The organism is Streptomyces mirabilis (assembly GCF_018310535.1).
In the GTDB taxonomy this organism is placed as follows: domain Bacteria; phylum Actinomycetota; class Actinomycetes; order Streptomycetales; family Streptomycetaceae; genus Streptomyces.
In genome coordinates this window covers 7266813-7279920 of sequence record NZ_CP074102.1, presented here as the reverse complement: position 1 = coordinate 7279920, position 13108 = coordinate 7266813, and the positions used below count along the sequence as shown (strand labels likewise).

General features: G+C 72.8%; 10 protein-coding genes and 5 tRNA genes. 6 read left to right on the top strand and 9 right to left on the bottom strand.

Annotation, left to right across the window (positions count from 1 at the left end):
- Positions 1-81 precede the first annotated feature (81 nt).
- The 5 genes from SMIR_RS32175 to SMIR_RS32155 all read left to right on the top strand — a co-directional run bounded on the left by SMIR_RS32175 (position 82) and on the right by SMIR_RS32155 (position 559).
- A tRNA-Gly gene (locus SMIR_RS32175) sits at positions 82-154 on the top strand.
- Positions 155-193: 39 nt separating this feature from the next.
- Positions 194-267, top strand: a tRNA-Cys gene (locus SMIR_RS32170).
- A 1-nt stretch (position 268) separates the two neighbouring features.
- Positions 269-340 (top strand) — tRNA-Val (locus SMIR_RS32165).
- Positions 341-374: 34 nt separating this feature from the next.
- Positions 375-446 (top strand) — tRNA-Val (locus SMIR_RS32160).
- A gap of 38 nt (positions 447-484) precedes the next feature.
- A tRNA-Val gene (locus tag SMIR_RS32155) sits at positions 485-559 on the top strand.
- A 67-nt stretch (positions 560-626) separates the two neighbouring features.
- Here the strand turns inward: SMIR_RS32155 and SMIR_RS32150 are convergent.
- The 4 genes from SMIR_RS32150 to SMIR_RS32135 form a co-directional block, all read right to left on the bottom strand.
- Positions 627-926, bottom strand: coding sequence for a TFIIB-type zinc ribbon-containing protein (locus SMIR_RS32150; protein ID WP_054230604.1), 300 nt, complete (start codon positions 924-926; stop codon positions 627-629).
- Between the two features lie 74 nt (positions 927-1000).
- A complete protein-coding gene (locus tag SMIR_RS32145) occupies positions 1001-1939 on the bottom strand; it encodes a phosphotransferase family protein (protein ID WP_212727696.1) in 939 nt (312 codons plus the stop codon).
- Between the two features lie 346 nt (positions 1940-2285).
- Positions 2286-2492 carry a hypothetical protein gene (locus SMIR_RS32140; protein WP_168490070.1) on the bottom strand — a complete coding sequence of 69 codons (207 nt, stop codon included), beginning with the start codon at positions 2490-2492 and terminating at the stop codon, positions 2286-2288.
- A gap of 198 nt (positions 2493-2690) precedes the next feature.
- The gene (locus tag SMIR_RS32135; RefSeq protein WP_060902353.1) at positions 2691-2966 is read right to left on the bottom strand and encodes a DUF8836 family protein; all 276 of its coding nucleotides are present in this window, start codon (positions 2964-2966) and stop codon (positions 2691-2693) included.
- A gap of 196 nt (positions 2967-3162) precedes the next feature.
- Between SMIR_RS32135 and SMIR_RS32130 the strand changes: the two genes are divergently transcribed.
- Positions 3163-4485 (top strand): serine/threonine-protein kinase, encoded by a 1323-nt coding sequence (locus tag SMIR_RS32130; RefSeq protein ID WP_248002858.1) that lies wholly within the window; start codon positions 3163-3165, stop codon positions 4483-4485.
- An 11-nt stretch (positions 4486-4496) separates the two neighbouring features.
- Here the strand turns inward: SMIR_RS32130 and SMIR_RS32125 are convergent, their stop codons facing one another.
- From SMIR_RS32125 to SMIR_RS32105, 5 genes are all read right to left on the bottom strand, one after another.
- Positions 4497-5315, bottom strand: coding sequence for a TrmH family RNA methyltransferase (locus SMIR_RS32125; protein WP_101406206.1), 819 nt, complete (start codon positions 5313-5315; stop codon positions 4497-4499).
- Between the two features lie 64 nt (positions 5316-5379).
- Entirely contained in the window at positions 5380-6624 is a 1245-nt protein-coding gene (cobA, locus tag SMIR_RS32120) for a uroporphyrinogen-III C-methyltransferase (RefSeq protein ID WP_212727695.1), read from the bottom strand.
- A gap of 193 nt (positions 6625-6817) precedes the next feature.
- Entirely contained in the window at positions 6818-10585 is a 3768-nt protein-coding gene (gene cobT / locus SMIR_RS32115; protein WP_212727694.1) for a nicotinate-nucleotide--dimethylbenzimidazole phosphoribosyltransferase, read from the bottom strand.
- Positions 10586-10930: 345 nt separating this feature from the next.
- Positions 10931-12142: a precorrin-6y C5,15-methyltransferase (decarboxylating) subunit CbiE gene (gene cbiE / locus SMIR_RS32110; RefSeq protein ID WP_101406203.1), complete on the bottom strand. Its 1212-nt coding sequence runs from the start codon at positions 12140-12142 to the stop codon at positions 10931-10933.
- A gap of 175 nt (positions 12143-12317) precedes the next feature.
- Positions 12318-12956, bottom strand: a complete 639-nt coding sequence (locus tag SMIR_RS32105; protein ID WP_168490072.1) for a GNAT family N-acetyltransferase — start codon at positions 12954-12956, stop codon at positions 12318-12320.
- Between the last annotated feature and the right edge of the window lie 152 nt (positions 12957-13108).

Below are 13108 nucleotides of genomic sequence, written 5' to 3'. Positions count from 1 at the left end.
CAAACGCGTTTTTGTGCTGGCCCGGGAATCCGCTAGAGTTCAACACGTCGCCGGGACGCGCAAGCCGAACGGAAACGACACGCGGACGTAGCTCAGTTGGTAGAGCGCAACCTTGCCAAGGTTGAGGTCGCCAGTTCGAACCTGGTCGTCCGCTCGCAGGAAGAGGGGGATCATCCCGAACCCCCACACTCCTGGTGGAGTGGCCGAGAGGCGAGGCAACGGCCTGCAAAGCCGTCTACACGGGTTCAAATCCCGTCTCCACCTCCAAGGACGATTAGCTCAGCGGGAGAGCGCTTCCCTGACACGGAAGAGGTCACTGGTTCAATCCCAGTATCGTCCACTGGTCCGCAAGGACCCGATCCATCCGGATCCCCGCGCGATTAGCTCAGCGGGAGAGCGCTTCCCTGACACGGAAGAGGTCACTGGTTCAATCCCAGTATCGCGCACGCAGTACGCACCACCCGCACCATCTGCAGGTCCACCTGCGCGATTAGCTCAGCGGGAGAGCGCTTCCCTGACACGGAAGAGGTCACTGGTTCAATCCCAGTATCGCGCACCAGCCGAAGCCCCCGGCCGTCTCGTACGGTCGGGGGCTTCGTCGTGTCAGGTCGTTCCTCCGGTCGTGCTCAGGAGGAGAAGAGCATGTGGCCGAAGCTCTTGTGACGGTGGTGACCGCCGTAGTGACCGCCGCCGTGGCCTCCGTGTCCACCGTGCTGCGGAGCGCCCCACGCGGGCGCGGGCGCCGAGGGGTAGGCCTGCGGGGCGGGCGGGGGCGGCGCGGGCTGCGACCACTGGGACTCCACCCGGCTCAGCGCCTCCAGCTCGCCGTAGTCGAGAAATATCCCGCGGCAGCCGCTGCACTGCTCGATCTGGACGCCATTGCGGTTGTACGTGTGCATCGGCGCATGGCACTTCGGACACTGCATGCTCGGCTCAACTCCTCGCCGTTCGGTACCGCTTCCGCCAGGACAGACACTGTCCGGCCTCGAACGGTTGCACCCTACGCGGTCGGGCCCTGCGCCAACTCGGGCGGGACGGCTCCCATTCGGTCACAGGCGTCGACCACGGCCTGCTGCACCTCGTCCAAGGGGCGGTCCTCCCCCACGGACTTGGCGATCGCCAGGGCCGCGGTCTGCACGGTGAGGGCGCGGGCCGCCACGTCCAGAGCGGGCCAGGGGTCGCCGTCGGCGGGTACGGCCGGGCCGCCGGCGCGTTGGTAGGCGGTCAGGAAGCGGGTCCACTCGTCGGGCATGAGCAGGCCGCAGGCGTACCAGGCGGCCGGGCGGGCCAGGTCCCAGGCGGGGACGCCCACGCCGAGGTCGTCCACGTCGATGAGGAGCCAGGGGCCGCTCGGCGCGGGGTGGCGGACGAGCTGGCCGAGGTGCAGGTCTCCGTGGCAGAGGGTCCCCGCGGGCGGCATGGGCGCCTCGGCGCGGACCCAGGCGGGCAGAGCCGCCCAGGCGCGCAGCACCGAGGCGGCGGCCGGGTGCGGGCCCGCCGTCCGCAGCCGGGCGATCGCCCGGGCCGCCTTGGCGGGGCCCCGCATGGGCGGCAGGCCGTCCGGCGCGGGGGTCCGGTGGAGGTGGGCCAGCAGGGTCGCGGCCGCCTCCCAGGGAGCGGCCTCGGGGGTCTCCGGGTCGACCGGGGTGCCGTACGGCCAGAAGGTGACCAGGCGGCCGTGGAGGTCGACGGGCTTCGGGCGGAGCGGGGCGAGGAGGGTGCCGGTGAGGTCGGGGTGTGCGGCGAGCTCGAGACGACGGGAGAGTTCGGCGGGGTCCGTGCCGGGGGCGTGGGCCTTGGCCACGGCGTCGCCGTGGCGGACGACGGTGCCGTCGTGGCGGTCGGCGAGGACGGAGTCGTGGTGCGTGCAGGGGGTGTCGGCGGGGTGGGCCGCGGTGCGCGCCCCCGCGGTCAGGGCGGGAAGCACGTCTGCGGTCACGGGGCCCCCTGGGGTGTGCGGTCGGTACCTCGCGAGCGTACGTTCTCCGCCCTACCCGTCCCATCCCTGGGGGCTCCGCCCCAGACCCCCGGGTGGGTTCGTCGGCTGCGGGTGGGTGGGGGGCCGGTCGCGCAGTTCCCCGCGCCCCTGGAGCACGGGGCTGCGCCCCGGCCCCCCACCGGCCCGCAGTCGGGGAAACCGGTCCGCCCCGGTGTCAGGGCAAAACAATGCCCGCGCAGCTCCCCAGCTGCGCGGGCATTTGTGCCGTCCGCCGCACCCCCGTCCCCACGGGGTTTCATGGCCGGATGTCCCCGCCCGGACCGCTCTTCCGGGCCTGGGGCGCCGCTCAGCGCCCCAGCATCACGCCCACGGACGACGCTTGTGTGACCACCGCGTCCCAGCCGCCGAAGACGACTACGAGCAGGGCCGCCAGGGGAAGGACCATCACTGTCGCCACCAAGGGGTGGCGCTGACCCTGCCGACGCGGGCGGAACGCGGCGCTGTACGCCTTGCGTCCTGTGCGGATCGCCGTCCGCGGTGCCGTGTGGGCCATGGTCCCTCTCCTGACCGAGCATCTATGTGGTTGGCAGCGGCGAGTGTCTGACCTCGGGGGACGAGTGCTGCACCCGCCGCTTGACCTCAAATCTATGGGCGCGGCGGCGATCGGTCGTCATGCCCTCGTACCGATTGCCGGGCCTCCCGGAGGATGAGCGATGACCTGCGGTGTACTCCCCTGGGTGGAGATGAGGACCTAGGTCTCAGGGTCTTCCCGGAGGGGGCGTCCGGTGTGTCCCGACTGTTCCGAGCTGTCCTCCCTCGGCACCGGCTGCTCGACCAGCGCCAGCACCCGCGTCGCCATGAAGCGGGCGGTGCGCACCACTGATCCGCTTCGGGTGACTTCGCTCACTTCCACCACCCCCCGGCGCACCGCGGTCTCCACTCTGCGACCCGCCCTGCTCGCCACCACCTCGTACGTACGCGTCGTGTCCCCGGCGTCCACGACTATCTCCACGCGATCACCCTTCACAGGTTCAATCCCCCTTCTGCGACGGACGGTTGGGATCACAGGCAGCCCAAAGCAGTCCTGTTCGCACATTCCCTGACCGTCTTTCAAGTTTCCCACCCGGCACTGACAATCGATCGGGCCCTGAGGGCGCGGCCTCTGCGCGCACCCGGCCGCGGAAACGTAAGCTGTGGCTCGTCAAACGGACCGGGCAGCGGGGATGGACATGGCGATGATGCGCCTGAGGCGCGAGGACCCGCGTGTCGTCGGCTCGTTCAGGCTTCACAGACGGCTCGGCGCGGGTGGGATGGGCGTGGTCTACCTGGGCTCCGACCGCCGTGGCCAGCGGGTCGCGTTGAAGGTGATCCGACCGGATCTGGCGGAGGATCAGGAGTTCCGGTCACGGTTCGCCCGCGAGGTCTCGGCGGCCCGGCGGATCAGGGGCGGCTGCACGGCGCGGCTCGTGGCCGCCGATCTCGAGGCGGACCGGCCGTGGTTCGCCACGCAGTACGTGCCGGGGCCCTCGCTGCACGACAAGGTCGCCGAGGAGGGCCCGATGTCGGCCGCAGACGTGGCCGCCGTCGGGGCCGCGCTCTCCGAGGGGCTCGTCGCCGTGCACGAGGCCGGTGTCGTGCACCGGGACCTCAAGCCGTCCAACATCCTGCTGTCCCCGAAGGGGCCGCGGATCATCGACTTCGGCATCGCCTGGGCGACGGGGGCGAGCACCCTGACGCACGTCGGTACGGCGGTCGGCTCGCCCGGGTTCCTCGCGCCCGAGCAGGTGCGCGGCGCCGCCGTCACCCCGGCCACCGACGTGTTCGCGCTCGGCGCCACGCTGGCGTACGCGGCGACCAACGACTCGCCCTTCGGACACGGCAGTTCCGAAGTGATGCTGTACCGGGTGGTGCACGAGGAGCCGCAACTGCACGGTGTTCCGGACGCGCTGGCTCCGCTCGTCCGCGCCTGTCTGGCCAAGGACCCCGAGGAGCGTCCCAGCACGCTCCAACTCTCCCTGCGGCTCAAGGAGATCGCGGCCCGCGAAGCACAGGGCATGGCGGACGTCCGCCCGCCCGCGCAGCGCAATGATCCCGACCGGCCGACGGGGCGCCTCGCCGAGCAGTACGCCGAGCAGCCCACCCAGCGCCGCCCGCCGGGCACACCGCCGCCGCGCACGGGCGGCACCAACGGGGGCTCACGGCCGTCGCAGTCGGGTGCGCGACCCGCGCCCGCCCGGAGTACCGGACGCTCCGGCAACAGGCCCGCGCCCCGCAGCGGCGCCGGGCGTCCCGCACCCCGGACGACGGGGACCGGGCGGCGGCCGGCCAATCCGCGACTGCTGCGTCAGCGGCTCTTCGTGTTCGTCGTGGTGACGCTGCTCGTCGCGCTGGGCATCGCGGCGGCGCAGGGCTGCCAGGGTCCGGCCCGCGGGCTGGACGACGGGGGCACACGGAAGGACGTACGACAGGAGCAGTCGTCGTACGCGCGGCCTCCCGGCGATCTGATGGCCGAGCAGTACCGCAGCCGGATCAGCGAGGACGGCTGAGGCCGACAGCCCTACGGCTGTGGGCGGCCCGTCGCCACCGCGTAGAAGGCGACCGCGGCCGCCGCGCCGACGTTGAGCGAGTCGACGCCGTGGGCCATCGGGATGCGGACCCATTCGTCCGCCGCCATCAGGGCCTTCGTGGACAGGCCGTCGCCCTCCGCGCCCAGCATCAGCGCGACCCGGTCCATCCGGTGCGGGGCCGCCTCGTCCAGGGACCTCGCCTTCTCGTCCGGGGTGAGGGCGAGCAGGTTGAAGCCGGCGTCGCGAACCGTCTCCAGGCCCTTGGGCCAGGTCTCGAGACGGGCGTACGGGACCGAGAAGACCGCGCCCATCGAGACCTTCACGGAGCGGCGGTAGAGCGGGTCCGCGCAGTCCGGGGAGAGCAGGACCGCGTCCATGCCGAGAGCCGCGGCGGAGCGGAAGATCGCGCCGATGTTGGTGTGGTCGTTGACCGCCTCCATGACGACCACCCGGCGCGCGGAGCGCAGGAGTTCCTCGGCCGTCGGCAGCGGCTTGCGCTGCATGGACGCGAGCGCGCCCCGGTGCACGTGGTAGCCGGTCACCTGTTCGGCGAGCTCCGGGCTGACCGCGTACACCGGGGCCGGGAGCTCGTCGATGACATCGCGCATGACGTCGACCCACTTGGCGGACAGGAGCATCGAGCGCATCTCGTACCCGGCGTCCTTGGCGCGTCTGATGACCTTCTCGCCCTCGGCGATGAACAGGCCCTCGACGGGTTCGCGCTTGCGGCGCAGCTCCACGTCGGTCAGGCCCGTGTAGTCACGCAGACGCGGGTCGTCGGGGTTCTCAACGGTGATGAGATCGGCCACAGGGTGATACTGCCTTGTCCTGGGTGCGGTGCCAACGGCTGGGCACGGGTTGGGTTACCGGTGGTTACTCGGAAGCGTTCAGCGGGCTGTGCACACCCACGTTCACGACCTCGCCGATGACGATCACCGCCGGGGGCTTCACGTCCTCGGTGCGTACGGCCTCGGCGACCGTGGCCAGGGTCGCGTCGACGCGGCGCTGGGCGGCGGTCGTGCCCTCCTGGACCAGGGCGACCGGGGTGTCGGCCGGCTTGCCGTGCGCGATCAGGGTCTCGGCGATCCTGCCGATCTTGTCGACGCCCATGAGGACGACGAGCGTGCCGCGCAGACGGGCGAGGGCCGGCCAGTCGACGAGGGATCGCTCGTCGTCAGGGGCGACATGGCCACTGACCACGGTGAACTCATGTGCGACACCCCGGTGGGTGACCGGGATACCGGCCGCACCCGGCACCGAGATCGAACTGGAGATGCCGGGGACGACCGTGCAGACGATGCCCGCCTCGGCGAGCGCCTGGGCCTCCTCCATGCCGCGGCCGAAGACGAACGGGTCGCCGCCCTTGAGCCGGACGACCGACTTGCCCTGCTTCGCGTGCTCGATGAGCGCGTTGTTGATGGCCTCCTGGGCCATGTACCGGCCGTAGGGGATCTTCGCCGCGTCGATCACCTCGACGTGCGGCGGGAGTTCGGCGAGCAGGTCGCGCGGGCCCAGACGGTCGGCGATGACCACGTCGGCCTCGGCGAGCAGTCGGCGGCCGCGGACCGTGATCAGGTCGGGGTCGCCGGGGCCGCCGCCGACCAGGGCGACACCCGGGGTGCGGGTGCGGTGGTGGGGGGCCACCAGGGTGCCGTCGCGCAGGCCCTCGACCACCGCGTCGCGGATCGCCGCGGTGTGGCGGGGGTCGCGGCCCTTGGCGTTCGTGGTGAGGACGGCGACCGTGACGCCCTCGCTGTGGCCGGTGGCCGGGGTCCAGGCGGTCGCCGCGTCGGCGTCGTCGGAGCGGACGCACCAGACGCGGTGGCGCTCCGCCTCGGCGGAGGCGTCCGCGTTCGCCTGCCGGTCACTGGTCGCGATCAGGGCGTACCAGGCGTCGGCGAGGTCGCCGTCCTCGTACGGGCGCCTCGTCCAGGTGATCTCGCTCGCGTCCGCCATCGCCTCGACGGAGGGGGTGGCCTCGGGCGACACGAGGTGGATGTCCGCGCCTGCCGCGATGAGCGCCGGGAGGCGGCGCTGGGCAACCTGGCCACCGCCGAGGACGACTACGCGGCGGCCGGTGAGGCGGAGTCCTACGGGGTAGGCGGGGTTTTCGGCCATGGAGGTGCGGCTCCTCGTACGGGGCCGCTGCGCTCGGCTGGAGCGGCCTTGACGTGCTGTTTTGGGTGCGGGTCCACGATACGGCGGGGGCGGGAGGGGTTCCTTCCCCAAGCCCGCCCCGTCCCGGCAGTGACACGGTGCGGCTCCGCCGGGTGAGGGGCCGGGCCCCCGCGCAAGGGGGCGCGTCGTCGGTCTACTTCTCGGTGACCCCTGCGGAATCGAACGTCGCCACCTCGTGCATCGCCCTCGCCGCGCTCTGGACCACCGGCAGGGCGAGCAGGGCACCCGTGCCCTCGCCGAGGCGCAGGTCCAGGTCGACCAGGGGGCGCAGGCCCAGTTTGTTCAGGGCGGCGACGTGGCCGGGCTCGGCGCTGCGGTGGCCCGCGATGCAGGCCGCGAGGACCTCGGGGGCGATGGCACGGGCCACGAGGGCGGCGGCGCCGGCGCTGACGCCGTCCAGGATCACCGGCGTACGCAGGGAGGCGCCGCCGAGGAGCAGGCCGACCATGGCGGCGTGTTCGAGGCCGCCGATCGCGGCGAGGACGCCGATGGGGTCGGCCGGGTCCGGCTGGTGGAGTTCGATGGCGCGGCGCACGACCTCGGTCTTGCGGGCGAGGGTCTCGTCGTTGATGCCGGTGCCGCGGCCCGTCACCTCGGACGGGTCGGTGTCCGTGAAGACGGAGATCAGGGCGGCCGACGCCGTCGTGTTGGCGATGCCCATCTCGCCGGTCAGCAGGGCCTTGTTGCCGGCCGCCACAAGGTCGCGGGCCGTCTCGATGCCCACCTCGATGGCGGCCGTGACCTCTTCGCGGGTCATCGCGGGGCCGGTCGTCATGTCGGCGGTGCCCGCGCGGACCTTGCGCGGGAGGAGACCCGGGGTCGCGGGGAGGTCGGAGGCGACGCCCACGTCGATGACGCAGACCTCGGCGCCCACCTGGTTGGCGAAGGCGTTGCAGACCGCGCCGCCGCCCAGGAAGTTGGCCACCATCTGGCCGGTGACCTCCTGCGGCCAGGGGGTGACACCCTGGGCGTGCACGCCGTGGTCGCCCGCGAAGATCGCGACGGCGGCGGGCTCCGGGATCGGCGGCGGGCACATCCGGGACAGGCCGGACAACTGCGCGGAGATGATCTCCAGCATGCCGAGCGCGCCCGCGGGCTTGGTCATCCGCTTCTGGCGCTCCCACGCCTCGCCGAGCGCCTTGGCGTCCAGCGGGCGGATGTTGGAGACCGTCTCGGCGAGCAGGTCGTGCGGCTCCTCACCGGGCAGCGCGCGACGGCCGTACGTCTCCTCGTGCACGACCCAGGAGAGCGGGCGGCGCTTGGACCAGCCGGCCTGCATCAGCTCGGGTTCCTCGGGGAACTCGTCGACGTAGCCGACGCAGAGGTACGCCACCACGTCCAGGTGCTCGGGCAGGCCGAGGGCGCGGACCATCTCGCGCTCGTCGAAGAAGCTGACCCAGCCGACGCCGAGACCCTCGGCGCGGGCCGCGAGCCACAGGTTCTGGACCGCGAGCGCGGAGGAGTACGGGGCCATCTGGGGCTGGGTGTGACGGCCCAGGGTGTGACGGCCGCCGCGGGTCGGGTCGGCGGTGACGACGATGTTCACCGGCGTGTCGAGGATGGCCTCGATCTTCAGTTCCTTGAACTGCTTCGCGCGCCCCTTGGGCAGCGACTTGGCGTACGCCTCGCGCTGACGGGCGGCCAGTTCGTGCATCGTGCGCCGGGTCTCGGCGGAGCGGATGACGACGAAGTCCCAGGGCTGGGAGTGGCCGACGGACGGCGCGGTGTGCGCGGCCTCCAGGACCCGCAGCAGCACGTCGTGCGGGATCGGGTCGCTGCGGAAGCCGTTGCGGATGTCGCGGCGCTCGCGCATCACGCGCAGCACGGCCTCGCGCTCGGCGTCGTCGTAGCCGGGGGCCGCCGGGCCGGTGGACTCTCGTACGTCTTCCACTGCGGCCGTGCTCTCTTCCTGGTCGGCGACCTGGGTGTCCAGGTCGTCCGCTTGCTGTGTGACTACTACGGGCTCCGGGTCCGCCTCGAACGGCTCCGGTACGGGGGGTGTCTCGGCTTCGGCCTCGCGGGGCGCGGGAACCGTGGCGAGGGGCTCCGCCTCGATGGCGGGCTCCGCCTCGGCGAGAGGGGCGGGGTGAGCCTCCTGGCTCTCCGCCGCCACGGCTTCCACCAGGGCCGGGGGCTCTTCGGCCGGGGGCGGCTCCTCCGTGGGCAGCGGCGGCACGGTCATGGCGTGCGGCGGGGTCGGAGCGAGGTGCGGGGTCGTCGGCACCGTGCCCTCGACGGGCACGAACCGGCCAAGGGACTGGTCCGCGGCGGAGTCCAGGGGGGCGCCCTGAAATCCGGGTGCGCCTGCCGTGTCGCCGGGGTGGTGCTCGCCGTGCGACTGGTTCGTGGCCGCGTGCGGCACCTGTGCGTGGGCGGCGACACCGACCGGTACACCGGCACCGGCCTCGGCGAACGCGGCATGGGCCTCGGCGGGGGCCGCGAACTGCGCGGCCTGCGCCGGGAAGGCCTCGGCGCCGGGGACCGACTGTCCGTACGAGTCGTCAGCGGCGCGCGCCACCTGCGCCTGAGCCTCGGCGGCTGCCTGGGCGGCGGACACCACGAGGGGCTCCGGGGCGAACTCGGGCTGCGCGGCTTCCGCGGGGGCCACGGGCTCCATGCCCGTGTCCGCCAACTGGACCGCGGGTTCCGGGATATGGACACCGGCTTCCGGGAACTGGGCGTCCTGGGCCGGGAACTGGGGCGCCTGGTCCACCGCCTGGGCGGCGGGCTCGGCGAGGTGGGCGGCCTGGTCCGCGAGTTGGGGAGCCTGTTCGGTGGCCCCCGGCTCGGCCGCGGGCGTCGACTGCGGGTCCTGCGCGGGCTGGAGCACCTGTTCGGCCGCCAAAGGCTCGCCCGCCGCGGAAGCCTGTGCCGGGGTGCCGACAAGGTGCCCGGCGGTGTCGTCCACGGTCGGCGCCGCGTGCGGGAGGTCCTGGGCGACCGGGAAGGGCGTCGAAGCGGGAGTCGCCTCCGGGACCTCGGGGGCCGGGAAGCCGTCCGGCGCGGGCGTGGCCTCAGAGCCCGGCGCCGCCTCAAAGCCCGCCACGGCCTCGGGGCTCGGCGCGACCTCCACGGCCTGCTGGACGAGGTGGCCCTCCGACGCCGCGGGCGTGTGGGCGGTCTCCGGGGCCTGGGGCACCTGCGCGAGTCCCTGAGCCCCGACCTCCTCGACCGCCTCCGCAAGCTGGGGAACCGGGGCGAATTCCGCGGCCTCGACGGCCTCCGGAACCTCCGCGACCGGCGCCGCCTCCGGCACCGTCACCGCTTCGACGACCACTCCGGCCTCCGGGCCCTGGACGTCCGACGGGACGACCGTTTCTGCGGCCGTCCCCTCGGGACCCACCGGCGGCGCTCCCCACGGCACCGCGCCCTGCGGCGGGATCTCGGAGAGCTGCGGTACGTCGAGGTACTCGGGACCGGCCGTCGGGGGACCCGCGTGCCGTACCGGAGTTGGGGGAGCCACGGGGTTCATCGGGGTGGCCACGGGCGCGGCGGCGGGGCCGCGGTCGGCGAGCGAGCGCACCGGGCTCGCGGAGCCGTCCGGAGTCGGCGGGCCGAGATGCAGCGGGCGGCGCGGTGCCGTCGGCTGCGGGGCGGCCGCGGGGCCGGGCACGCGGACGCCACTGAGGTCGAGTGAACCGCTGTCCCGGCCGGCCGTCTCGTGCGGACCCGGCTCATGGACGAGAGGCTGTTCCTGGACGAGAGGCTGCGGGGGCGGCGGGGCCACCTCGTTGCCCCACGCTCCCTGTGCGCCTGGCATGAGAAGCAGGTCGTCGTCCTCGGCGGGGTTCTCGGAGGGGTCGAGGAAGGTGTACGCGCCCGGGGCGGGGACGCCCGGCTGCTCCACCATGCCTGCGTTCTCCGGCAGTCCCTCGCCCGGGACCTGGCCGGTGTCGGTCATGCGTACCCCTCGCCCATCGGTTAGTGCTTCCAAGTCCTGCTCGCCCGGAACGGCGCACCGACCGCCCCGCAGTGAAGAACGAGCGTGCGCGCCCAGCGGCACGAACGACCGGCCAACAAAGACGACAAAGCCATTAACTGGCATTGTCCCGGTCGTCCGACCCTCGCGACAGCTTGATCCGCGACGGCCCGCTGTGGACTGCGCCACGTTGCGCGTCCTCCGGTTCTGCCGTACCACACTCGCCTCAAAACGGGCGCGTTTTCCGGACATTGGCCCACGAAAGGCCGATCACCCGGGAGCGGTACAACGATCGGCCAGCCTACCGCGCGCAGTACGACAACAGGATCACGGGTTGCGATCGGGCAGACGGCCTGTGAGCAGGAACGCGACGCTCCGCTCGGTCTCCGTCCAGGCCCTTGTGTCGAGTTCGACGGACTGGATGAGGGCGCATTCGACCTGATATCCGTGCTCGGTCAGATCGCGGCCCACGAGTTCGGCCGCGTCCCGGGTCGCCGCGTGCGTCACGATGCGCTGCGGACGGCGGTCGGCGACGGCCGAGACGACCTGCACTCCCCCGCCGCCGACGCGTACGACATCGGGTTCGGGGAGGTTCTCCAGGACGTGCGGCGCGGTGCCGTGCACGATCTGCATCTGGACGCCGTAGCGGCGGGCGGAGTCCTCGGTGCGGGCGCAGGAGCCGGGGTTGCGGTCGACGGCGATGACCGCCGCGCCGGTGCGCGCCGCCTCGGTGGCGAAGGCGCCGCTGCCGGAGCCGATGTCCCACACGAGGTCTCCGACCCGCGGGCCCAGCCGGGCGAGTTGGGCGGCGCGCAGCAGATCCGTTTCGCCTTCGCCCAGTGCGCCGCCGTACGCCTGGGCGGGCAGCGCCCAGCCGCGCGGTCCGGTGCCCGGGTCGCGCCCGGCGATCCAGCCGCCGTCCTCGGCCGCGGCCACGAAGCCGCCGATGACGATGACGACGTTGGGGTCGCGCCAGGTGTGGTCGGCGGCCTTGTCGGAGGTGAGGATGGTGACCCGCTCGCTCGCGGTGCCGAGTTCCTCGCAGATGACGAAGGTGCGGTGGACTCCTTCGAGGAGCAGGCCGAGTTCGGCGGGGCCGGCGCCGGGCGAGGTGAGGACGGCGACCTTGGTGTGGGCGCGGCAGACGTTCACCGCGCGGCGCAGGGTGCGGCGGTGCGCCACGACCACCTGTGCGTCGTCCCAGGGCATGCCGGCACGGGCGAAGGCGGCGGCCACCGAGGAGACGGCGGGCACGACTTCGACCTCCAGGCCGAACTCGGGAGCGCGCAGGGTGCGTACGACTCCGAAGAAGCCGGGGTCGCCGTCGGCGAGGACGACGGCGCTGCCGCGGTGGCCCGCGATACGGCGGGCGGCGAGGGAGACGCTGCCGAGGCGGATGCGTTCGGCGGCCCGGGGCACCTCGGGGAGCGCCAGGTGGTGCGCCGCTCCGGCCACCAGAGTGGCCGCGCCGAGGGCGGAGCGCGCCGCGGCGGTCAAGGGCGAGCCGTCCCAGCCGATCACCGTGACCCGGTCGGCCATCGTCGTCAGTCTCCAGAAGGTTTTCGCAGGTCGTCGGTGGGCAGCCCGCGGGCGGGCTCCGTGAGAGTACCTGGTGTCGCTGGGTGCGGGCGCACAGATATCTGCCGGGTGGGAGCGGTTCTTCGAAACGCCGTGCGGGACGTCCCCCGGCTTCGGCGCGGGGAATCCCGCCGGTTCAGTTCCAATCGGAGAACGACGTGAAACCACCCGTGTCGGCGAGCTGGTCGCCGACTCCGTCGAGGTCCTCCGGGAGGAGGCTCCAGACGATGAAGTCGGTGCGCACGTCCACCCAGCGGCCGTCCTCGGTGCGGGTGTGCGCTATACAGGCGTTGCGCAGGACGCCCTCGCTGATGCAGCCGATCTTCTGGGCGACCTGCTGGGAGGCGGTGTTGTCGGCCGCCGTGCGCAGTTCGATGCGCTCGAACTTCTGGTCGCGGAAGAGCCATCGGGCGGTGGCGAGCGCCGCCTCGGAGGCGTAGCCCTCGCCGCGGGCCCAGGGGGCGATGACGTACGACAGTTCGGTGGAGCGCACATGCCAGTCGGTCTTGGCGAGCTGCACGATGCCGACCAGGCGCTGGGTGAGGAACTCGGTGACGGCGAGGTCGAGTCCCCGGCCCGCCGCGCGTTCGGTGGGCGCGTACTCGGTGATCCAGATGCGGGCCCTGTCCTCGGTGTAGGGCTGGGGCACGTCGGTCCAGGCCCCGACCTGCTCGTCGTTCATCATCGCGGCCAGGGAGGGGATGTCGTCCTCGTCGAGCGCACGCAGGACCAACCGCTCCGTGCTGATGGAGATGTCGGGGAAGGTGCTGGTCATGCGCCGCTCCGTAACCGTCGGGGACGTCGGGCCCTCGGATCCTTCGGGCCCGCTGAACTGCCCAGCATGCAGCATGAGGCCACCGAACTGCACCACGGGGTCCACTCCGAGTGATGGAGTGGACCCCGTACGGTGACCCGACCAGAACGACG